Raw genomic sequence first — 23,229 nt, forward strand, 5'->3', positions numbered from 1 at the left:
TGCAGGTCCATGGTAGAGCCCGGCGCCACGACCTGCCACTGCACGCGCGCAGCAGCTGCATCCGCCACTCGTCGGATACTGAAGTCACCCCAGCTAAAATGACAAATGTCGGCTTTAAAGATGACGCCGTTCCCTGTAAAAAGGCATCTCGAATAAAAACAGCGTGAGCGCACTCATGTCCCGACACCTGCTTCTCCCCACCCTGATCGCCACCACCGCCCTCGCCGCCCAGCCCGCCTTCGCGCAGCAGAAGCTCTGCGTGTATGACCTGCTCGGCAGTGCCGGCGACATCGCCAACATGTCGCGTGACTACGCCGTCGCCGCCAAGACCATGGGCGCCGACATCAAGGTGCAGGCCTACACCGATGAACGGGTGGCCACCCAGGACCTGCTCGCCGGCCAGTGCGATGCCGTCTTCGCCACCGGCCTGCGTACCCGCCAGTTCAATCCGACCGCTGCCGCCATCGACTCGCTGGGTGCCGGCACCCTGCTGCGTGACGGCAAGGTCGACATGAACGGCAGCTACGAGGTGGTGCGCAAGACCATCCAGACCTTCAGCTCCCCGGCCGCCGCCAAGCTGATGACCAAGGGCAACTTCGAGGTCGCCGGCGTGATCCCGTTCGGCACCGCCTACCCGGTCGTCAACGACCGCAACATCAAGACGGTCGAGGCACTGGCCGGCAAGCGCATCGCCTCGTTCGACTATGACAAGGCACAAGCCGTGATGATCCAGCGCATCGGTGCGCAGCCGGTGTCGGCCGACATCACCAACTTCGCCAGCAAGTTCAACAACGGTTCCGTGGACTTCATCGCCGCTCCGGCTGCCGCCTACCGACCGCTCGAATTGCACAAGGGCATCGGCACCAAGGGCGCGATCAACCGCTTCCCCATCCTGATCCTGTCCTACCAGCTGATCATCAATCCGTCGAAATTTCCCGAGGGCTTCGGCCAGAAGTCGCGTGCCTACTGGCTGAGCCAGTTCGATCGCGCCATGGCGCTGGTGAAGAAGGCCGAACGAGACGTGCCGGCCAATGTCTGGGGCGATCTGACCCCGGAGAACATGATCAAGTACACCATCATGCTGCGTGAGGCGCGCGTCGACATCGCCGAGCGCGGCATGTACGACAAGCAGGGCCTGAAGATCATGAAGCGCGTGCGCTGCAGCCTCAGCCCGGCCGACTCGGAATGCGCCAGCAACAGCGAAAACTGGTGACACCCTCCTCTGCGTGAGTGTTGGGCGCCTTCGGGCGCCCTTTTTTATGGGCCCGCATGCGCGTTATCATGACAAACGTCGGATGCGTCATCGTCAAAACGCCTCCGGGACACCATAACAAGAACACCAAGCCCCGTCCGCGAGACCTGCCATGCCCCGCCCCCTGCCCCGAACACGTTCCGTTGCCCTGACCGCCGCGCTGCTCGCCATCGCTCTCGTCGCCTGCAGCGAATCCGACAACACCCCTGCCGGCAACACGACCGCAACCGGCAACTCGTCCGCCCAGACCCGACCTGACGTTCCACCCGCCATTGCCGCGAACACGCGCGAGGTGCTGGTGGTCAGCAACAACTGGGACGGTACCGCCGACTTCGTCGAGGCCGGCAGCTACAAGCGTCTGCTGCGCCTCAACATCATTCCGGACAAGGCCGAACGCCTGCGCGAGATCCAGTCCTCGCCCGACCGCTACGGCTTCTACCTGGCCATCCAGCAGCTGATTGGCGAGGGCAACGACCAGTACGTCGACGACAGCTACACCTCGCCGGACGGCAAGTTCCTCTACGTGTCGCGCCCGAGCTTCGCCGATGTCGTCGCCTTTGACCTGGCCACCCGGAACATCGTCTGGCGCACACCGATGGAGGGCTACCGCTCCGACCACATGGCGCTCTCGCCGGACGGCCGCCAGCTTGCCGTCTCCGACTCCACCGCCAACAAGGTGCAGATCATCGACGTGCGCGACGGCAAGGTGCTGGGCGCCTTCGAGTCCGGCGACCAGCCGCACGAGAACACCTACTCCGCCGACGGCAAGCGCATCTTCCATGCCAGCATCGGCACCGTGTACACGCCGCTGGACCAGGTCATCTTCGACAAGACCAAGGGCAAGCGCTATTTCCAGGTGGTCGATACCGCCACCAACACCGTGCTGAAACGGGTCGACATCGCCCAGAAGCTGCGTGAAGCCGGCTATCCCGACTTCAGCTCGGCCGTGCGCCCCATGGCCATCTCGCCGGACGAGAACCGCTTCTACCTGCAGCTGTCGTTCTTCCACGGCTTCGTCGAGTACGACCTCGCGCAGGACCGCATCGTGCGCGTGGTGCCGCTGCCCAAGGTCACCACCGAGCCGCGCGAGAACTACCAGCTCGACTCCGCCCACCACGGTCTCGCCATCACGCCGGATGGCAAGACCTTGTGCGCGGCCGGCACCATGGACGGCTATGCAGCGCTGGTCGACACCGCCAGTACCGAGCACCGGCTCGTGCAGGTCGGGCCCAAGCCTTACTGGTCGACCACCAGCAGCGACGGCACGCTGTGCTACGTCTCGATCAGCGAAGAGGATGCCGTGGCCGTCATCGACTACCGAACCGCCCAGCTGATCGGCAAGTTCCCGGTCGGGGACCACCCGCAGCGCATGCGCACCGGCCGTCTGGCGAAGACTGCCGTGCGTGAGGAGACGGCGCTGCTCAACACGTCGGCGCGCTGAGACTCAGGGCCGCCCGTAGCGCGGCCATAGCGCCGATGCCGCCCGGTGCAGGAAGGCGTGCCGATGTGCGACCTTGGCCGGGTCGCGGTCATAGCCGCCACCCAGCACCCCCGCCACCGGAATGCCGTCCTGCAGGCAGCGTGACAACACCAGGTGATCACGTGCCGCCAGGCCGGCATCGCTGAGCATCAGATAGCCCAGACCATCGTCGGCGTGAACGTCGACGCCGGCATCCAGCAACACCAACTCCGGGTGGAAACGCTTCAGCGCCTCGTCCAGTTCAACCGCCAGCACCGCCAGATAGCCGTCATCATCGAGGCCGTTGGGCAGACCGACATCGCGGCTGCTGACCGCCTTGCGCGCCGGGAAGTTCTTCTCGCAATGCAGTGACAGCGTGAACACGCCGGGGTTGCCGGCGAGCAGTCGCGCGGTGCCGTCGCCCTGATGCACATCGCAATCAACGATCAGGATGCGCCGTGCCTCGCCACTGGCCAGCAGAGCGCGGGCGGTCACCGCCAGGTCGTTGAGGGCGCAGAAGCCGGAGCCGGCATCGCGATGGGCATGGTGAGTACCACCGGCGAGATGGCAGGCCAGGCCATGACGCAACGCCAGCCTCGCTGTCAGCAGCGTGCCGCCGACCTCGTGCAGGGTGCGCGTCACCAGCGCCGGGCTCCAGGGCAGCCCCAGGCGCCGTCCCTCCTGGAAGGTCAGCGTGCCGGTCACGAAGCGCTGCAGGTAGTCCGGGCAGTGCGTCAGCGCCAGCACCTCACCCGGGCAGGCGTCCGGACGATGCAGATTGTCGTCGCCCAGCAGTCCTTCCGCCCGCAGCAGGTCATGCAGCAGGCGGAACTTGGCCATGGGGAAGCGGTGGTTGTCCGGAAACGGGAAGCTGTAGCAGTCGTGGTAGACTAGGGGCAGGCGCGTCGTCATGCCCCGATCATGTCATGAACCCCGCGCCGGCAGGAACTGGCCGAAGCCCTGCTGATGCCCCAGCTCGGGCACCACCTCGCCATCGACCACGGCCGCGCGGCCATTGATGAACACCTGCTCCACGATGCCCGGGTTGCGATTGACCAGGCGCTGCAGGCCGAAGTTCTCCATCTCGGCCCAGTGCACCTGCTCGAGATTCTGGGCAAAGCCGGCGGGGTCCAGCACCACGAGATCGGCGCGATCCCCCTCGCGGATGCGACCGGCCTCGATGCCAAACCACTCGCCCTGCTCGCCGGTCACGCGCCACACCGCGCGCTCGTCGCTCATCACCGGGTCGGACTCGGCCTGCGAGCCATGCACCATCTTCAGGAAGCGCAGCGGCAGGTTGTAGAAGGCCATGTTGCGGATGTGCGCGCCGGCATCCGAGAAGGTGATCAGCGTGCGCGGATCCTGTGCCATCGCGCGAACCGCCTGCGGCCGGTGGTTGCCGACCGTGGTGTACCAGCGCAGCGAGCGGCCGAACTCGACCACGAGATCGAGGAACAGGTCCACCACGTGCACCGAGCGCTCGCGCGCGATGTCGGCGAAATTGCGTCCGACCAGGCTGCGGTCCGGGCAGTCGAGCACGATGGCGTCGCCGAAGTCGCGCTGCCAGACGCGCGGGCTGAGCTTCTCGCCGTAGAACTTGCGGAAGTTGCGGCGGTAGCTCTCGTCCTTGAGCAGCGCATTGCGTTCGACCTGGTCGCGCAGATCCAGTGCCATCTCGCCCGCCCCGAACTCCTCGAAGAACACCACGTCGATGCCATCGGCATAGACCGTGAACGGCGTCGGCAGGAACTGCCAGCGGAAATTGCCGCCGAGGGCGTTGATGAATCGCGACACCAGCTGCGCCATCGGGCGCACGGTGCGGTTGCCCTTGAGCTCGATGAGCGCGATCAGGGTCATCTTCAGCGGCTTGCGCAGCCAGCCCAGCGCGGCGCCGACATACTCGAAGATCAGCAGCGGATTGGCGGCATTGGGCGCGCCCTGATGGATGCGTCCGCGCCGGCGCAGGATGCGGTTGAAGCGACCGAGCTCGCGCAGGCGGGCATAGGTGCTGGGCAGGCTCTTGGACCACTCGCGGTCGCCGTCGATCTTGTCCCAGGTCAGGCGCATGGTCGACATGCCGAGGAAGCCGGCATCCAGCGCCTCCTCCAGCATCTTCTCCATGTGCGTCATCTCGGCCTCGGTCGGCACGATGGCGCGGTCGGTGGCACGGTGCAGGCCCATGGTCGACACGCGCAGGTCGCTGTGCCCCAGGAAGGAAATCAGGTTGGGCCCCAGCGGCAGGCCGGACACGTAATCGACCCACTCGCGCGGCCTCTTCCAGGTCTTCTTCTGCTGCAGGATGGGCAGCACCTTTTCGCGCGGCACGGTCTCGACCCGGGTGAAGATGTCGGAGGCATCCTCGGCATCGCTGCACACCATGCTGAGCGAGCAACTGCCGACCAGCACCGTGGTGACGCCGTGGCGCACCGACTCCGACAGCGACGGAGCCACCATCAGTTCGGCATCGTAATGGGTGTGGGTGTCAATGAAGCCGGGGGTGATCCACTTGTCACGCGCATCAATCACACGGAGCGCCAGCGCCGGATCCAGCGGCTGCTCACTGACCGTGGCGATGCGCCCGTTGGCAATCGCGAGATCGCGGATGGCCGAGGGGCCGCCGGTACCATCGAAGTAGCGTCCACGCTGAATCAGCACGTCATAGATCGCGGTCATGCCAGGTCTCCGGTTCTTGTTCTGTGATAACTGGACAATAACCGGCGTGACCCGCCAGTATTTGACAAATCACGAGTCCTTGACGAAAAAATCAGCGAGTCAACCGCATGCGCTACATCGCTCGCAGTGGCGGGCTGCTCGGCTATGCCGATCTGGTGCGCCAGCACGGCGGCAATCCGCTGCAGCTGCTCGACGACATCGGTCTGCCCGCGCAGGTGCTGACCAGCCCTGACCTCTACATTCCCTATCAGCGCATGGCCGAGCTCATGGAACACAGCGCCGCGCAGCTGCGAGCACCCGGCTTTGGTGTAGCACTGGGGCAGCGCCAGGGCCTGGACGTGGTAGGCGCCCTCGCCAGCCACCTCTGTCGCGAGAGCCACATCGCCAGCGCCATGATGGTGCTGCAGCGCCACCTCGGCTTTCATGCCCGCGGCATCGAAATGACGGTGACCGTGCAGGATGACGCGCTGGAGATACGCCTGGACCTGGCCTTCCAGCACCGCCAGCCCAGCCACCAGCTCATGGCGCTCAGCCTGTCCCTGCTCGACAAGGGTCTGCGCGACCTGCAACACGATCACCTGCCGCCACGGAACGTGCGCATGAGCGGCCCGCCACCCGCCGGCGACTCGGCAACGCGCTACCACGACGTGTTCCGCTGCCCGGTACGGTTTAATGCCGAGTGCAATGCCGTGATCTACCCGGCGGCCCTGCTGCTGCAGCCGGTACAGGTCGCACCAGACCTGCAGGCTCGTCTGGCACGACTATGGCGGGATGACTGGTCACAGCCCAGCACGGTCTCCCTGATCACCCAGGTCGAGCGTGCGATCTCGGCGCTGCTGCCCACTGGAGAGTGCCGACTCGATACCGTGGCCAATCTGGTCGGCCTGCATCCGCGCACTCTGCAAGAACAGCTGAAAGCCTGTGAAAACTCCTTCACGCACACGCTTGAACGCGTACGCCATGACCTCGCCTGCCAGCACCTGTGCAACAGCGATATCCGCCTCACGCGTCTCGCCCTGGATCTGGGCTATGCCGATGTCGCCGTGTTCAGTCGCGCCTTCCGGCGCTGGAGCGGACAATCGCCGAGGCGATGGCGCCAGGACAATCGCAACATTCAACTGAACGCTCAACTACAAAATCGTCACGCAGGCACGTCACAAACAGGCTGCTCGGACAGATCTATCATGGTAGATTTAACCGACATATGACTGATTGATGCGCCTGGATGCGCAACCACAACACAGGAAGGAAAGGGTGACTGCACGCAAGATCATGCTCATTGAAGACGACGACATCGTGGCCGGCCTGGTGCGCTTCCTGGTCGAGCGTCAGGGTCATGAGCTGGAATGGCTGAACACAGGTGCTGACGCCGTCGAAGCCGTGACTCGGCTGGCGCCCGATGCCCTCATCCTCGATGTGCTGCTGCCGCATCAGGACGGCTTCGCCATCCTGTCGAAACTGCGTGCCCAACCCGAAACCGCCCGCCTGCCCGTGCTCATGCTGACCGGCAAAAGCCGCGAACAGGACATCGTGCAGGCCCTGGAGCTGGGTGCCAACGACCACCTGGCAAAACCCTTCCAGCCGGCCGAGCTGACCGCTCGCCTGCAACGCCTGCTGCCCGGAAGATGACATGACACGCCACCTGTACGCCCTGCTGCCCCTGTTGCTGCCACTCGCCACCAGCGTGCAGGCCGACGCCTTTGATCCGCTCGCCGACACCGGCTGGCTGGAGGCTGGCTACGAGGAAAGCCGCTACGACAGCCTGCGTCCCGGTCGCTCCTTCGACCCCTACCGCATCACCAGTGTCAGCGGGAGCCTCACGCACAAGGATGCCGTCTGGTATGGCGAACTGGCGTTTCATGACCGCTTCAACACCAGTGACACCCAGCTGCTGATCGGCAGCTACCAGCCGGTCACTGCGACCGGCCAGCTCCATGTCGAAGCCTATGTCACCGAGGATGCCGACTTCCGTCCGCGTCTGCAGGCCTATGCCGGCTGGTACCAGAAGCTGCCCGCCGGCTTCACCGTCGAGCCCGGCTACCAGACCAGCCGCTATCCGGCCGTCAACATCGACCGCTACAGCCTGGCCACCGAGAAATACCTCGGTGCCTTCCGCATCGCGCATCACATCGGCCTGGTGCAGGTCTCCGAACAGAGTGAAATCAGCCAGCGCCTGCAGCTGGACTGGTACCGAGGCGAGCGCGCCCGCGTCGGCATCGGCATGGCCTGGGGTGATGATCAGGAACAGGAAGAAAATGGCGATGTCACCGTGCGCCCGGTGCGCAGCTACTTCGCCACGCTGGTGCAACCCGTCTCGCCGCGCCTCGATCTGACCGCGTCATTGCAGACAGCACGCTATGACGACCTCTATCGCCAGAACGGGGGGCGCGTTGGGCTTCGCTACCATTACTGATCCGGCGCTGCGCGGCGTCCTCATCACCACCATCACACTGCTGCTGCTGTCCCTGGCCTGCCTGGTCAGCGCTCTGATTCTGCGTGCACAACGTTTGCGTCGCGAACAGCGTCTGGCAGTGCTCGAAGCTACCTGGCGCGTGCTCTGCCATCGTGCCATGGTCTCGGACCTGCCTGAGGAACTGCCCGAGCTGAGGCCAGGCGATGCTCCCCTGTTCGCGCAGATCTGGCTGGACTTCCTGAACCGGGTGCGTGGCGATCACGTGCAACGAGGCCTCAAGCATCTGGCCCGGCGCATCCGTCTCGACCACCATCTGCTCCGCCGCCTGCACTCCCGGCGCACCGATGACCGCCTGCTGGCACTGCTGGTACTTGGCCGCCTGCAGGACAGCCGCGTGCTCCCACTTGCAGAGCGCTGCCTTGACGACGACTACCCTCTGCTGACGCTGTCCGCTGCCCAGGCCCTGATGCAGGTGGATGCACACCGCTACACCCGCATCGTGCTGACCGCCATTGCCGAACAGCCCTGGCCGCTCAGCCGGCTGCGCGAACTGCTGGCCCTGGCCAAGCCGGACTGGCTGCAGCAGGAGACTCGTGCCGTGCTCGGCTCCTGTGACGCCAGCCATGGCCAGCGCATCCTGCGCGTGCTGGCCGATCTCGGCAGCTCCGACATCGACGCGGTCAGCAGCCTGCTGCTGAGCCGTTTTCCTGGCCATGACGGAATCCTTGCCAGCATTCTGACCCATACCGGCAACCCGTCGCGTCATGCCCTGGCGCTGGAGGCACTGGGCCATCCAGCGGAGGCTGTACGCATGGCCGCCTGCGTCGCGCTGACGCGCATCGGCCTGCCGCGCGACCGCGATATCCTGCGCGCGCGCTGGGCCCAGGAGACGCCAGCGCTGCAGAGTGCCATCGCCAGCACGCTGATGGCCTTGCCGCGCATGAACGAAGAGGAAGCCAGAGTCATTCTCGCCGATCTGTCCGGCTCGCCCACGCTGAGCCTGATCTGGCTGCAGGAAATGCTCACACGCGGATGGGGCGAGGATCTGCCCTTCCAGCACTGGATGACGGTTGCCAATGCCTGACCTGAACGATCTTCTCGCGTTGCCCCTGGTGCACGATGGCGTCGCCGCCGGGACAGCCCTGCTGCTGACCAGCCTCTACCTGTTCTTTCTGATCTACCAGGTGCTGGTGACCGGCGGCTACATCAGCCTGAACCTGATCGCGCTGACCATGGTGCGACGCGTCACCCGCACTGGCCGTGACCTGTTCATGCCCCAGGTCTACGAACATGACCTGCCCGGTGTCAGCATCATCCTGACGGCCTTCAACGAGGAGAGCCTGATCGTCACCTCGGTACGTTCGCTGCTGCAGCAGGACTACCCTGATTTCGAGCTGGTGGTGGTGCATGATGGCGGCACAGACAACACGCTGGGTGTGATGATCGAGGCCTTTGACATGGTGCCAGCGCCTCGGGCCATCGACTACCTGATACCCTGTGCCACCATCCGCAGCGTCTACCGGTCGCGTACCCACGCCAACCTGATCATGGTCGACAAGGTCAATGGCGGCGGCAAGGCGGATGCCAACAATGCCGGCATCAACGTGGCCAGCAAGCCCCTGTACTGCGGCATGGACGCCGACTCCGTGCTGGAGCGCAACAGCCTGCTGCGGGTGGTGCGCATCTTCCTCGAGCGTCCGCACACGGTCGCCGCTGGCGGCACCGTCCGCATCGTCAACGGCTGCCAGGTGCGCCAGGGCGAGCTGGTCAGCACCGGTCTCCCGCGCAGCGCGCTGGGCTGCTACCAGGTGCTCGAGTACCTGCGTGCCTTCCTATTCGGGCGCCTCGGCTGGTCGCAGCTCAACGCCCTGCTCATCATCAGTGGCGCATTCGGGGTGTTTGATCGCCAGGCGGTCATCCGCGCCGGTGGCTACCAGCGCGGCAGCCTGGGGGAGGACATGGAGCTGGTGGTGCGACTGCACCGCTACCATCTAGAACGCAAACTGCCCTACAGCATCAACTTCGTGCCCGATCCGGTGTGCTGGACTGACGCGCCGGAAGACCGGGCCACCCTGCGCAAGCAGCGCATCCGCTGGCAGCGCGGTCTTCTCGAGGTGCTAACCGAGCACCGCAGCCTGCTCTTCAAGCGAGGCTCCGGTGCCATCGGCTGGCTCGCCTACCCGTTCATGATCCTGGCCGAGGCCTTGAGTCCTGTCGTCGAGATCGTGGGCTTGGTGTTCACACTGATCCTGGTGCTGCTCGACCTCATCAATCCGGTGTCACTGGCCCTGTTCCTCGCCGCCAACATCGCGCTCGGACTGGTGCTGTCAGCGTCGGCACTGCTGCTGGAAGAGCGCAGCTTCCATGTCTACCCCCGCTACCGTGACACCCTGCAGCTGTTCGGCTGGGCGGTCCTGGAAAACATCGGCTACCGCCAGCTGCACAGCTGGTGGCGCCTGGTCGGTACCTGGCACTGGATACGCGGCAAGGAGGCGGTGTGGGGCGCCATGAAGCGCAACACCGACTGGATGAGCTGATCAGGCCGCATCCGCCGATGCCAGCCGGTTCCAGATCTCGCGCAGCTGCCCGACCAGCTCGGTGGGGCTGAACGGCTTCGCCAGCACCGCATCCACGCCCAGATCACGCCACTGCTGAAGTTCGGCCGGATGCACCTTGGCGGTGAAGAAGCAGATCGGAAGATCAGCCACCGGACGCATGCTGCGAATCGCCGCCAGGGTCTCTATGCCGTCCATGCCCGGCATCATCACATCGAGCAGGATCAGATCCGGCCGGTAGCCGCTGGCCAGGCAATCCAGCGCATCCTGACCCGATGCTTCGGCACGCACGGTCATGCCGCCCATGCGCTGCAGAATCAGCGTCACCAGCGTGCGAATGTCAGGCTCGTCATCAACCAGCAAGACGTGTTGTAGAGACATGTTGGCTCTCCTGGGCAGGGGCTTCCTGTGTGGCCGGGTGGCGACATGGCAAGGTCAGGGTGAACTGGGCGCCGGAACCGGCCGGCGATGCCGCCGTCAGGGTGCCATCCATGCGCTCCATGAGGCCGCGACTGATGGCCAGACCCAGTCCGGTGCCGCCGCGCTCGCGCGTATCGGAGGCATCGGCCTGGGCAAAGCGCTGGAACAGGCGTGGCAGGAACTCGGGCGGAATGCCCGGACCGTCATCTCGCAGGGTCAGGCTGACGCGCTCACCATCGCAGTGCCAGCGCAGGTGCAGCTGCCCGCCCACCGGCGAGAACTTGATGGCGTTCGAGAACAGGTTGCGCAGCACCTGGATCAGGCGATCCGGATCCACCTCGACAAACAGGTTGTCCGGCATGGGCTGCACATCCCAGTGCAGCTGCCTTGTCAGCATCTGCGGCCGCGCCAGCGACATCGCCGCCTCCAGCGACTCGCGCAGACTCTGGGTGGACAGGCGCAGCGACAGCTTGCCCAGCTCCAGGCGCTCGATGTCGAGCAGGTCATTGATCAGGCCGGTCAGCACCTGGGCATTCTCGCTGGCCATGTTCATCATGGCGCGGCGGTCGTCCGGATGATCATCCAGCAGGCCGCTAGCAACCATCTCGACGGCGCCACGAATGGCGGTCAGCGGGGTACGCAACTCATGTGACACCGTCGCGACAAACTCGCGTTTCAAGCGCTCGTTGTGACGCACCGCACGCAGATCCTCGATCATCGTCCACGCGTAGGGCTCGCCATTGGCCTGCCGCATCGACAGGGCGCGCACCAGCACCGGCAGATGCTCCGACTCCCCCCCCAGCGCCTCCAGCTCCAGCCACGACGGCTGCTGCCAGCGCTCACGAAAACTTTGCGCCGACCAGGTGGTGAACAGCGACAGGAAGATCTTGCCCACCAGCCCATCGTCGTGCTGGAACAAGGCATAGGCCGCCGGATTGGCATCAAGAATCCGGCCATCCTGGCTGCAGCGCATGATGGCGATCGGCGCATGCTGGATCAGCGCCGAGAGTCGCGCCTCGCGATCAATCAGATCGTCATTGCGGGTGATGGCGAGCAACTCGGCCTGCTCGCGGCGACGGTTCTGCGAATGCATCCAGGCCATCAGCAGGGCCGTGAAGGCCATGCCAGCCAGCCACAGCGCCGGCGCCGACAGCGTGTGGCGACTGGCCCAGAAGGTCTCGCTGGGCCTGATCGTCAGCTGCATCGGGTGGCCGGCAAAATCCAGTCGAACACGACGCATCACCTCGCCGGCATGAGCATTCTGCTGGTTGACCTGCATCAGACCCGGCGTCAGGGTGTCCCGGAGACTGTCGAGGCTGACGCTGTAATCGACGGCATCCGGCAGATCCTGCAGCAGTGGAGCCAGCATTTCCCGGGCGGCAAGACTGACCGCGACAAACCCGCGCAAGGCCAGCTGGCGCTGCGCCGCCGTCTCCACCGGAACGTCACGGCGATACACGGGCTGAAACAGCGCGATGATGCGGGTCTTGAGCAACACGCTCTGCACCTGCGAACTGGCACGCACACGCCCGCTGTCCTGGGCCTGCAGCATGGCGACCAGACGCTGATCGTCGCAGCGCAGGTCCAGACCCAGCAGGTGATCGGTAGGCACCCGGCCGACAATGTGCACGATGGGGTAATGCCAGCGCGTGGTCGACGGAATGCAGCCCGGTGTCATGTCGTGATAGGGCTGTGCATCGTGGCTGCCCGCTGGCTGAGGCACGGTCCAGTATACCGAATGGAACACGTCGAGCTTGGACGTGGCGAAGTGCTTGAAAGCTTCCGGCGAAGGGCCTGGTTCACTGGCACTGACAAAGCGGCCGATGTCGCCGAGCGATTCAAGACGCTGCTCCAGCGCCTCCCGAATCACGTCCTCACGACGCTCGGCGCCGACCTCGAAGCGCTGCACCCAGCTGTCCTGCTGCTTCTGCCAGACGAACCCGGCAAGAAACGTGGACAGCAGAAAACCGCCCAGCAGCAGAACCAGCTGCAGACGGTTGTGCAGAGCATGAAATCGCAGCCACCGTGGTGTTCGCACCGGCACGCCACCCCTTGTCCAATATCCCCAGTATTACAACAAACGTGGGAAAGAGCATGGGTTGGGCTTTTGCAAGCAGCATGGGGACTTGTGTTAACGACGCCGCCAGAGCAGCAGCCCCCAGAGCGTCACGGCGAACACCAGCGCCGAAAACACGCCAGCGACCAGATCGCGCGCGTCCTTGCCGAGAAAGTCCAGCCAGTTGACCTTGTGCAGATAGGCAAAGCTGAAACCCTCGACACGATCCGCATCATGCACCACCGAGGCCACGGCGGCATCGACCGGGTCCACATACACTGCCAGAGTGTCGGGCGTGTCAAAGCGCACCTTGTAGACTGGCAGACGCTTCTGCACAAAGCCGTATTCGTGCGTGAAGCGCGTCACTGGCTCGACATCCAGCCAGCGCGCGCCCGATGCCACGTCAGCGGCCAGCATGCGGGCATAGTCGACAGCCTCGACCCGCTCACCGGTACGCGCCGAGGCATAGACCTCATGGAGCACAGGTGCAGCGCCCTGCTCGGCATGCAGATGTCCGGAGCCCCCTGACTGCTTGTCACCCACAGCGCCGTGCAGGTGTCCCGGCATCAGCTGATAGCCATGCCAGAGTGGCCCAGCCGGTGTGGCCAGCACCTGCAGGCGCGCCCCTTCAGGCAGATTCGCCGGTGCCGGCATGACCACCTCGCCGGCCCGGAAGGACGACGCCAGCGGGTAGGTCACGAACCCCGGCCGCCCCTTGTCGATGACCAGCACGTGCAGCATGCCGCTGACGCACCACGCCAGCACCGCCAACGTCACCAGCAGGCCGAGCCGGCCATGCCAGCGTCGCATCGCCGGCCGCGCGCTGCCGTCCACGGCCGTCACCCGCGCCACCCCGGCCACGGCCATGACCATGATCAGGCCCAGCGCCAGCACCATGGCGACATCACGACTGGGCTCGTGCGCCCACCATTTCCAGCTGTGCAGATTGCCGAACAGCGCGCTGAAACGGGTCTTCCAGGTATCCGTCAGGGCCGCCAGCTGCAGGCTGCGCGGCTCGATGAAAGCGACCAGGCCATCCGGCCGGTCAAACGCCACCCGCCACACCGGCAGGTAGCGGTTCACGACGGGGTATTCGGCGCTGAAGGCCGTCACCTGGCTCAGCGACACGGCAGCCACGCTCTCGCCCGTGTAGTGACGCGCCAGAAACTCGACCAGCTCACGCTCGATCTCTGCCGGCTTGCCATTGCGGGCATCGACATGGCGCAGGCTGCCATCCGGCAACTGCGCCATCCAGAACGGCACCCCTCGCCAGGTCAGTGCTCTCAGCTCGCGCAGCTGCAGCTCGGCGGGCAGCACGCTGGCTGGCGGCGGCAACGCTTTCCAGGACAACCCGGCAGGTGCCGTCACCAGCTCGACCGGGGGCTGCTTGGCCACAGCCGACGGCTGCCAGCGCGACATCACCGGGTGCAGCAGACCGGTCAGGCTCCACGCCAGTGCCGGCAGGAACACCCACAGGGCCAGACGGCGGTGACGAGACAGCAGCCAGTGGCGGCCATGGGAAAGGAATCCGCGCAAGGCCATGGTCAGAAGCCGACCCTGACGCCCACGGTCAGCGTCCGAGGATTGCCGGGGGTATAGGCATTCTGGGTATCCGGCGCATAAACGCCGCTCTTGAAGGTGCTGCTGGCCGTTTCGGCATAGCGCCTGTCAGTCAGATTCGACAGCACGCTGAACAGCTCCAGCTTCTTGAGCTCCCAGCGCGCACGCAGATTGACCAGGGTATGGCCGTCATAGCGCACCGTGTTGGCCTCGTTCATCCAGTAGGAACCGATATGCTGCACTTCGGGCGTGAGCGTCACGCCCTCGACCGGCGTCCAGTCAATGCCTGCCAGGGCAATGCTCCGGGGGGCGCCCGGAATGGTGTTGCCGTCGAAGTTCTCGGCCGCCGATGCGCCCGGACGGAAACGGGTGTAGCGATGGCGGGCAGCGCTGGCGCTGAGGTAGGTCGATACCTGATCCGTGACCCGCCAGGAGGCCCCCAGCTCGACCCCCTGGTGACGCGTGGCACCGGCATTGCGGTTCTCGCGAATCAGCGGCGAATTCTGCACCGTGTAGAAAACGATCTCGTCCTCGCCATCGAGCTGATACAGCGTCACCTCGACATGGCCCCTGCCCGGCCAGCGCTTGCGATAGCCAAGATCCGCATTGCGGAACGTGGCCTCGGTCAGGTTCGGTGTCTGCAGAGAGGCATAGAGCTGTGACACCTCCGGTGGCACGAAGCCCATGCTCCAGTTGGCAAAGACCTCCTGGCCCGGGTCAATCGAATAGGCCACGCCGAGGCGTGGCGAGGTCTTGCTGAACGAACGCTTTTCATCCGGTGCCCCGGTCATGGCAGACGGCACAAGCAGATTGTCGAAGTCATAGCGGATCTGGTCATGGCGCAGGCCCGCCACCACCGTCGTGCGCGCCAGCGGTTTCAGCTCAAGCTGGGCATAGACCGACGGATTCTGAATGCCCACCTGGTACTTCCGGCGCTTGCCCGCCACCGTGTACGACACGTAATTCAGGTTGGCATCACGCACGACACTGGTGCTGTCTTCGTCATAGTCATTGGTGGTGTAGTCGTAGGCCACGCCGCCGACAAGACGCCCGGCCAGCCAGGGCAGACCCTGCTGCCATTGCGCGTCGAAACCACCCGAGTTGTAGGCGTTCTCGTTGACACGGCCATTGGTCGTGCAGGTCAATGCCGGTGGCACTGGCGCGCAGCTGCCCAGCTGATAGCTGGGAATCTGCCCGTGGGAATTGTCACGCACATAGGCCGTGACGCGGCTGCTGCGATCGGCGCCCCAATCCGTTTCGAAGCTGGTGGACAGGCGCAGCGCGGTATCGGTGCGGGTGGTGAAGCGGTTGTAGCTTTTCTTCGGATTGTTGCGGAAATCCGACTCCCCCAGCGAACCCGTCATGTCGGTGTACATGTCGGTGTAGCTGAGGACAGTCTTCAACCACGACGCGCTTGACAGAAAGTAGTCGAGACGCGCGCTGAACGAATCCTTGTGACCATCGCTGTAGTCACGCCAGCCATCCCGCACCTGGCTGCGGTAGTAGGCCACGCGCACGCCGACATCACCCTTGGTGGTGCTGGCGCCGACATCGACACGGTCATAGCCCTTGTTGCTCATGCGATAGCCCACGCTCGCCTCGGGCGTCAGGCTGGGCGCCCGGGTCAGGAAATTGACCGCACCACCAATGGCATTGCTGCCATAGAGCGACGAGCTGGCACCACGCATCACCTCGATGTCGCCGGTACCCGCCAGATTGATCTCGTTCAGCGCATTGTGGTTGAACACGCCAATCGGGCGAATCGGCACATTGTCTTCAAGGTACTGGTACACCGCACTCGTGGTGATGGGCTGACGAATGCTCATGCTGTGCTGCTCGTTGCCGAGATCGGTCATGTGCACACCGGGAACCCGGTCCAGCACATCGCTGATCAGGCGCGGCTTGCTGTCGGCAATCACCTTCTCGTCCAGACGCGTGATCGGCGCCGGCGTCTCGCCCAGCGTGGTGGCCGTGCGCGATGCCGTGACCACCACCTCCAGCAGCTCGGCCGCTTCGCCAGCCTCCGGCTCAGAATGCAACACGGCAGGCGCGGCCTGACCAACAAGCGACCAGAGCATGCCACTTGCTGCGGCCAGACCAGTGATCAGCGGGGCGAGACGAAAGGTGGCAGGAGCAACAGCGGCGTGGCGAGGCATGAGCATGTGCAGCTTCCAGGGGCTGAGTCAGTTTTGCGGACACCGCATTCTAGAAGGCGCACAAGCGTCATGGGCTGCGACATAGTGTCGCACCCGCCGCAGATCACAATGCGCCTGGACTGTCATCGACAAGCACTTGTTTTTGCAAGCCGTAACGCGTAAAACCGACATAGGTTAAAAAAACAACAACGACACGCTCGATACAGTTTGCAAATAACGCACTACCGAATTGGCCTGTATCAAGTCAACAGGAGCCTGCACCATGAGCTTCACCAGCCCGCATGATTCCACGGTGAAACCCATGACCAGCCTGACCCTGCCCGCCAGCTCCGCACCGCAGCAGCACACCGGCATCAGCCGTCGTGAACATGTCCAGCATGCTGCCAACCTGCTCTGGTTCGCGACCGCGCTCGGCCTGACTACCAGTGCCGATGCTTTTGCCATGCACTCACCGCTGCCGATGGAGCATGTCGGTCTTACCCTGATCATGGTCATTCTGCTGCTGCCCGGCGCACTCCGACTCGCCTCCGCCACTGCCTGGCAACGCGGAACCATTGCCGTCAGCTATCTGGTGGTGTGGTGGCACTATGTCGGCCTCATGGAGCCGACCAGCGCCCTGATTTCGGTCAGCGCGCTCATTGCCGGCTGCGCATTCCTGGCACCTGTCGTCACGCGACACGCCGCCATCAGCAAAACCAGTCTGCTGAGCGTGATTGGCCTGACGCTCCTGACACTGACCGGGATCTGAGTCCGTTCCGACACAAACCAATTCAGGGCTGGCATACTCCGGGCGTTGGCTAACGGACATGGACAGCCCCTGACGTGACTTCTGCAGTTTCCCCATTACTGACTCGTCGACAGGTGCACCTGATCACCTTCGGCATTGTGGTATGCCTTCTCGTCCTTGCCGAGTTCTACATCCGCCTGCACATCACGCCGATGGAAAACGGCAAACCCAAGCACAGTCAGGATTTCATCACCTTCTACACCGCATCTGACCTGACACTCGAGGGACGCCCGGATCTCGTCTTTGATCCAGATGCCTTTCTGGCACGTGAAAGAGACATCGTGCCGTCCACCAAAAGCATCCCCTGGTTCTATCCGCCAACCTATCTGCTGATAACGTATCCACTCGCGCTCACCGACTACGTCACCGCTCGACTGGTTTTTTTTCTTGGGGGGCTTTTGCTGTTTGTCCACGCTGCGCACCTCTGGTTGCGCTGGCCGGGAGGACTGTTTGCGGTTGCCGCATTTGCGCCCGTGTTCAGCAACCTGACCTTTGGCCAGAACGGTCTTTTCACAGCCAGCTTCATGCTGCTGGCGCTGCATTATCTGGGCAAACGCCCCTGGCTGTCGGGCCTCTTCATCGGCCTGCTCACCATCAAGCCGCATCTGGGCATCCTGATTCCGCTTGCCTTGCTGGTGTCGCGTGACTACCGGACCTTCCTCTGGGCAACGGTTTTTTCCCTGCTGATCATCCTTTCATCGGCACTCGCTTTCGGCATGGCTCCCTGGCAGCATTTCTCGGCCATGCTGGCCGCCGCAGGCAGTCATCTCAGCGAGGGCAAGCTGCTGTTGTCCGGCATGATCAGTGTCACATCAAATGCCCTGCTGCTGGATTTTCCAGACAGGACCGCCCTGCTGATGCACGGGATCGCATTCCTGCCCTTTCTGGTTGTTTTCATGCGCACCTGGCGACACAGCGCGAATCCCTTCCTCAAGGGAGCCAGCCTGAGCCTGGCCACGCTCATGTGCAGCCCTTACCTCTTTGACTACGATCTGACCTGGCTGGGCATGGCGATTGGCTTTCTGGCCGTGAACGCCAGCAGGAATGGTTGGCTTCGTGGAGAGTCGGCCATTCTGGCCATGGCTTGGCTCCTCCCGCTGGCCGACTTGCTGATGACGCTGGGTGGCAGCAAGGACTGGTTTCCCTACAATCTGTGGCTGCCCATGAATCTCGCGCTGCTGTGGCTGGTGCACCGCCGCATCACGCCCCTTTCATCATCGCAAACTTAACAAGATGGATCGTTTACGCATCTATCCTTGGCTGTTCGCACTGACCCTGTCATCAGCTTACGCACTGATGGTCTGGCACTCAGAAAACATGATCGGACTGTCAGGCATACCGATCGGTGCCGATTACATCACTTACTGGTCAGCAAGCCAGATGGCCGAGCATGGACGTCTGGCTGACAGTTACGATGTGGTTGAGATCAGGTCAGTTCAACAATTGGCTGCTCCAGTCAGTAGCGTCTGGGGCTGGTTCTATCCACCCACCTTCGCCATGCTGCTTGCGCCAATAACGTCCTCCAACTACTTGGCTTCGTTTGTCATTTTCAGCATCTTCGGACTGTTGATCTTTACTGTTGCCATACTTCGGATAGCTCCACCAGCACGTTTATTGCACGCAATGTTGCTTGCACCTGCCATATTCATCAATCTTGGCAATGGCCAGAATGCCGCATTGACAGCTGGAATTGCCGGACTTGGCCTCAGCATGATTGGACGTCAACCAATCGCTGCCGGGCTCCTGCTGGGCGTATTGACCTTCAAGCCCCAGCTCGCCCTGCCGCTGGTGTTTCTGCTGGCTATGCACCGGGAATATCAGGCACTTGCTGGTGTAATGATCACAACAGTACTGCTGGCGACCATCTCTGTTGCAATCTATGGTTGGGAGCCATGGTGGGCATGGTTAGGCGGGATTGAGCTTGCAAATCAGCTGAATACCAAGGGGCAGCTGCCTTGGCACAAGATGAGCTCCCTGTTTAGTTTCCTGAGGGCAATTGACTGGAGCATCTTCGCCGCACAGATTGCACAGGCAATCTTTGCCGTTGCCATACTACTCTGGACATGGAAACGGTTCAAACACCTCACAGCCAGTCCACTGCGGCATGCCGCATGGTGCGCTGCCTGCCTGACGCTGAGTCCGCATCTCTTCAACTACGACATGCTCTGGCTGGTGCCATGTTTGGCTTGGCTTGCCATTTATGCAGATGCCTTTTCTGCAAACACCATGCGGTGGCTGATGCCAGCTGCAACCCTGATCTGGATTTATCCACTGGCTGCACCACTTCTGCAAACCCAGCTTGGCTTGACCTTGGAGTGGCTGACGCCATTGCTGATGCTTTGGATACTGCATCATGCCGAAAGAAATCTGGCCAAGCACAGGAACACCACATGACATGCCTTCTGGTTATCGAGGCTGAGACGTGAATATCGCCTTCACTCACCCCCTTCCCCACCTGCCCGGCGACCGCCGCCACTGGGGCAATCTTCCCGGTGCCGCTCTCGCCCTGACCCTGGCCGAGACCGCCAGCCGTCATCCAGGACTGGTCGTGGTGCTGATGCCGGGCACCCAGGCCGCCACCCGCCTGGAGGATGAACTGCGCTTCTTTCTGGCCGCAGAGCCGGACTGCCCGATCTGGCATTTCCCGGACTGGGAAACGCTGCCCTACGACCAGTTCTCGCCACACCAGGACATCATTTCGCAGCGTCTCGCCGTACTGCATGCACTGCCTCGCGCCACGCGCGGCATTCTCGTCGTACCAGTCAGCACCAGCGTGCACCGCTTGCCGCCGCCGGGCTGGCTGAACAGCCAGACCCTGTCGCTGCATACGGGTCAGCGCATCAGCCTCGAACGCACGCGCCAGGACCTCGAAGCCGCTGGCTACCGCGTGGTCGATACCGTCTACGAGCATGGCGAGTTCGCCGTGCGCGGCAGCCTGATCGACCTCTACCCCATGGGTGCAGAGCATCCGGTGCGCATCGAGCTTTTCGACGACGACATCGAGACGCTGCGCCTGTTCGACCCGGATACCCAGCGCACCCTCACCGCCATCGATCAGCTGTCCCTGATGCCGGCGCACGAGTTTCCGCTCGACAAGGCCGGCATCCGCCGCTTCCGCGACCAGTGGGCTGACACCTTTCAGGGCGATCCGCGACGTTGCAGCCTGTACAAGGACGTGCAAAGCGGACTTGCCGCCAACGGCATCGAGTACTACTGGCCGCTGTTCTTCGACACCACCGCCACGCTCTTCGACTACCTGCCCGATCACAGCCTGCTGGTTACCGATGCGCTGGCCAGTGAGCAGTTCCAGCAGTTCTGGCGCGAGGTCAGCAACCGGATCGAACAGTATGGGGGCGATGCCACTCGCCCCCTGCTGCCACCCGAGCGCCTGTTCCTGCGCGAGAACGAATGGCATGGCGCACTCAAGCGCTTTCCCCGCGTGTCCGTGCAGGCCGATGCCGTTGGCGTCGAGGCCGGATGCCACAACTGGTCGTTCAGTCCCGGTCCGGCTCTGCCTATCGAGAGCAAGGCCGAACATCCGCTGCAAACGCTTGCCGATTTCGTCGGCCGCCAACGTTCGGATGGCCACCGCGTGCTGCTGTGTGCAGACAGCGCAGGTCGTCGCGAGAGCCTGCTGGAGTTGATGACGCGGCATGGTCTGTCCGCTGATCCAGTCAGTGACTGGGCTGCCTTCCGCACCAGTGACTCGCCGCTGGCCATCACCGTGGCCCCGCTGGAACAGGGACTGATCGGCAGCGGACTGGCCCTGATCGCCGAATCGCAGCTGTTCGGCCAGCGCGTGCAGCAACGGCGTCGGCGCAAGGCCACCAGCGCCGATGGCCAGGACGAGCTGGCCATCCGCAGCCTCAGCGAAATCCAGCCAGGCGCCCCGGTGGTGCATCTGGACCATGGCGTCGGTCGCTACCAGGGTCTAACCACGCTGGACATGGACGGCCAGACCCAGGAGTTCCTGCTGCTGGAATACGCGGACAAGGCCAGGCTTTATGTGCCAGTGGCCAACTTGCACCTGATCTCGCGCTTCGCCGGCGCCGATGACGCCATGGCGCCGCTGCACCGGCTCGGCACCGAGCAGTGGCAGAAGGCCAAGCGCAAGGCCGCAGAACAGGTTCACGACACCGCCGCCGAGCTGCTCAATCTCTATGCCCGGCGTGCCGCCCGCAAGGGCCACGCCTTCACCATGGACGAGGTCGAGTACGCCCTGTTTGCCAACGGCTTTCCCTTCGAGGAGACCGCCGACCAGCAGAACGCCATCCTTGCCACGCTGGCCGACATGCGCTCACCGCGCCCCATGGATCGACTGGTCTGCGGCGATGTCGGCTTCGGCAAGACCGAGGTCGCCATGCGCGCCGCCTTCGTCGCCGTGCAGGGCGGCAAGCAGGTCGCCGTGCTGGTGCCCACCACCCTGCTGGCCCAGCAGCACTACGAGAACTTCCGTGACCGTTTCGCCGACTGGCCGGTACGCATCGAGGTGCTGTCGCGCTTCCGCACCGCCAAGGAGCAGAAGGCCGCACTCGATGCCGCTGCCGACGGGCGCATCGACATCCTCATCGGCACCCACAAGCTGCTCGGTGACGACGTGCACTTCAAGCAGCTCGGCCTGATCATCGTCGACGAGGAACACCGCTTCGGGGTCCGCCACAAGGAAGCCCTCAAGCAGCGTCGTGCCGAGGTCGACATGCTCACGCTGACCGCGACACCGATTCCGCGTACCTTGAACATGGCCTTCGCCGGCATGCGCGACCTGTCCATCATCGCTACCCCGCCGGCACGACGCCTGGCGGTAAAGACCTTCGTGCGCGAATCGCACCCCATGGTGATCAAGGAAGCCATCCTGCGTGAACTGCTGCGCGGCGGTCAGGTCTACTACCTGCACAACGAGGTCGAGAGCATCGAGCAGTGCGCGCGTGAACTGACGGAGCTGGTACCGGAGTCACGCATCGGCATCGCCCACGGTCAGATGCGCGAGCGCGAGCTGGAACAGGTGATGAGCCAGTTCTATCACAAGCAGTTCAACGTGCTGGTGTGCTCGACCATCATCGAGACCGGCATCGACGTGCCCAGTGCCAACACCATCATCATGGACCGCGCCGACAAGCTCGGCCTGGCCCAGCTCCATCAGCTGCGCGGCCGCGTCGGCCGCTCGCACCACCAGGCCTATGCCTACCTGCTGACACCGCATCAGAAGTCTCTAACGGCGGATGCGGAAAAGCGTCTCGAGGCCATCGCCAGCGCCACCGATCTCGGCGCCGGCTTCGCCCTCGCCTCGCAGGACCTGGAAATCCGCGGTGCCGGCGAGCTGCTCGGCGAAGACCAGAGCGGCAACATCCAGACCGTGGGCTACTCGCTGTACATGGAGATGCTCGACCGCGCGGTGAAGGCCATCCGCAGCGGCAAGACCCCGAACATGGATCAGCCCTTCACCCTGGGCGCTGACATCAACCTGCGCATCTCGGCACTGATCCCCGAGGACTACCTGCCCGACGTGCACAACCGCCTGGTGATGTACAAGCGCATCAGCAGCGCCAACAGCCAGGAACAGCTTGACGAGCTGCAGGTGGAGATGATCGACCGCTTCGGACTGTTGCCTGAACCGGTGAAGAACCTGTTTGCGGTTAGCGCGCTGAAGCTTAAGGCGAATGCCTTGGGAATCCGAAAGATCGATGCCGGGATCAGCCACGGCAAGATCGAATTTGCTCCGGACACACCTGTCGACCCCAGCCTGCTGATCAGGCTGATTCAGAGCAATCCGAAGAAGTTCAAGCTGGAAATGCCCAGTACGCTGAAGATTGCAGACACGATGAATGTTCCTGCCACTCGTATGCGCATGGTAGCCGATCTTCTTGATAGTCTTTCCAAAACTCAACCAAGGACCTGACC

The 23,229-nt window shown here is 63.7% G+C and carries 17 protein-coding genes; 11 read left to right on the top strand and 6 right to left on the bottom strand.

What is annotated here, in order from left to right:
• Positions 1-175: 175 nt before the first annotated feature.
• Together F595_RS0107015 and F595_RS13195 are read left to right on the top strand one after the other, a co-directional pair.
• Positions 176-1,213, top strand: coding sequence for a putative solute-binding protein (locus F595_RS0107015; protein ID WP_022956162.1), 1,038 nt, complete (start codon positions 176-178; stop codon positions 1,211-1,213).
• 151 nt (positions 1,214-1,364) lie between these two features.
• Positions 1,365-2,693 carry a YncE family protein gene (locus tag F595_RS13195; protein ID WP_022956163.1) on the top strand — a complete coding sequence of 443 codons (1,329 nt, stop codon included), beginning with the start codon at positions 1,365-1,367 and terminating at the stop codon, positions 2,691-2,693.
• 3 nt (positions 2,694-2,696) lie between these two features.
• Here F595_RS13195 and F595_RS0107025 read toward each other — a convergent pair whose 3' ends face one another.
• Positions 2,697-3,623: a histone deacetylase family protein gene (locus tag F595_RS0107025; RefSeq protein ID WP_022956164.1), complete on the bottom strand. Its 927-nt coding sequence runs from the start codon at positions 3,621-3,623 to the stop codon at positions 2,697-2,699.
• A 12-nt stretch (positions 3,624-3,635) separates the two neighbouring features.
• Positions 3,636-5,384, bottom strand: coding sequence for an N-acyl-D-amino-acid deacylase family protein (locus F595_RS0107030; RefSeq protein WP_022956165.1), 1,749 nt, complete (start codon positions 5,382-5,384; stop codon positions 3,636-3,638).
• Positions 5,385-5,491: 107 nt separating this feature from the next.
• On the opposite strand from F595_RS0107030, the gene F595_RS0107035 reads away from it, so the two are divergent.
• From F595_RS0107035 to F595_RS0107055, 5 genes are read left to right on the top strand one after another with little or no spacing between them, the layout of a single operon-like run.
• Positions 5,492-6,592 (top strand): AraC family transcriptional regulator, encoded by a 1,101-nt coding sequence (locus F595_RS0107035; protein WP_022956166.1) that lies wholly within the window; start codon positions 5,492-5,494, stop codon positions 6,590-6,592.
• A 46-nt stretch (positions 6,593-6,638) separates the two neighbouring features.
• On the top strand, positions 6,639-7,013 hold the full coding sequence (locus F595_RS0107040; protein ID WP_022956167.1) for a response regulator transcription factor: 375 nt from the start codon (positions 6,639-6,641) through the stop codon (positions 7,011-7,013).
• 1 nt (position 7,014) lies between these two features.
• A complete protein-coding gene (locus tag F595_RS0107045) occupies positions 7,015-7,797 on the top strand; it encodes a YaiO family outer membrane beta-barrel protein (protein WP_022956168.1) in 783 nt (260 codons plus the stop codon).
• Positions 7,742-8,881, top strand: a complete 1,140-nt coding sequence (locus F595_RS0107050; protein ID WP_156873819.1) for a HEAT repeat domain-containing protein — start codon at positions 7,742-7,744, stop codon at positions 8,879-8,881. Before F595_RS0107045 ends, F595_RS0107050 begins: the two co-directional genes overlap by 56 nt.
• A complete protein-coding gene (locus F595_RS0107055) occupies positions 8,874-10,334 on the top strand; it encodes a glycosyltransferase family 2 protein (RefSeq protein WP_022956170.1) in 1,461 nt (486 codons plus the stop codon). Before F595_RS0107050 ends, F595_RS0107055 begins: the two co-directional genes overlap by 8 nt.
• On the opposite strand, the gene F595_RS0107060 is transcribed toward F595_RS0107055, so the two are convergent.
• The 4 genes from F595_RS0107060 to F595_RS0107075 form a co-directional block, all read right to left on the bottom strand.
• A complete protein-coding gene (locus tag F595_RS0107060; protein ID WP_022956171.1) occupies positions 10,335-10,733 on the bottom strand; it encodes a response regulator in 399 nt (132 codons plus the stop codon). It lies immediately after the preceding gene.
• A complete protein-coding gene (locus F595_RS0107065) occupies positions 10,705-12,810 on the bottom strand; it encodes an ATP-binding protein (protein WP_156873820.1) in 2,106 nt (701 codons plus the stop codon). Before F595_RS0107065 ends, F595_RS0107060 begins: the two co-directional genes overlap by 29 nt.
• A gap of 93 nt (positions 12,811-12,903) precedes the next feature.
• Complete coding sequence (locus F595_RS0107070; RefSeq protein WP_022956173.1) at positions 12,904-14,370, bottom strand: hypothetical protein; 1,467 nt, start codon at positions 14,368-14,370, stop codon at positions 12,904-12,906.
• Between the two features lie 2 nt (positions 14,371-14,372).
• Positions 14,373-16,550, bottom strand: a complete 2,178-nt coding sequence (locus F595_RS0107075; protein ID WP_022956174.1) for a TonB-dependent receptor family protein — start codon at positions 16,548-16,550, stop codon at positions 14,373-14,375.
• Between the two features lie 256 nt (positions 16,551-16,806).
• On the opposite strand from F595_RS0107075, the gene F595_RS0107080 reads away from it, so the two are divergent.
• From F595_RS0107080 to mfd, 4 genes are all read left to right on the top strand, one after another.
• Positions 16,807-17,292 carry a hypothetical protein gene (locus F595_RS0107080; RefSeq protein WP_022956175.1) on the top strand — a complete coding sequence of 162 codons (486 nt, stop codon included), beginning with the start codon at positions 16,807-16,809 and terminating at the stop codon, positions 17,290-17,292.
• Positions 17,293-17,405: 113 nt separating this feature from the next.
• Positions 17,406-18,560, top strand: coding sequence for a glycosyltransferase family 87 protein (locus tag F595_RS0107085; protein WP_022956176.1), 1,155 nt, complete (start codon positions 17,406-17,408; stop codon positions 18,558-18,560).
• A gap of 4 nt (positions 18,561-18,564) precedes the next feature.
• Positions 18,565-19,725, top strand: a complete 1,161-nt coding sequence (locus tag F595_RS0107090) for a glycosyltransferase family 87 protein (protein ID WP_084682863.1) — start codon at positions 18,565-18,567, stop codon at positions 19,723-19,725.
• Between the two features lie 28 nt (positions 19,726-19,753).
• Complete coding sequence (gene mfd / locus F595_RS13200; protein WP_022956178.1) at positions 19,754-23,227, top strand: transcription-repair coupling factor; 3,474 nt, start codon at positions 19,754-19,756, stop codon at positions 23,225-23,227.
• Positions 23,228-23,229: the final 2 nt, after the last annotated feature.

This window comes from Perlucidibaca piscinae DSM 21586, assembly GCF_000420045.1.
Taxonomy (GTDB): domain Bacteria; phylum Pseudomonadota; class Gammaproteobacteria; order Pseudomonadales; family Moraxellaceae; genus Perlucidibaca; species Perlucidibaca piscinae.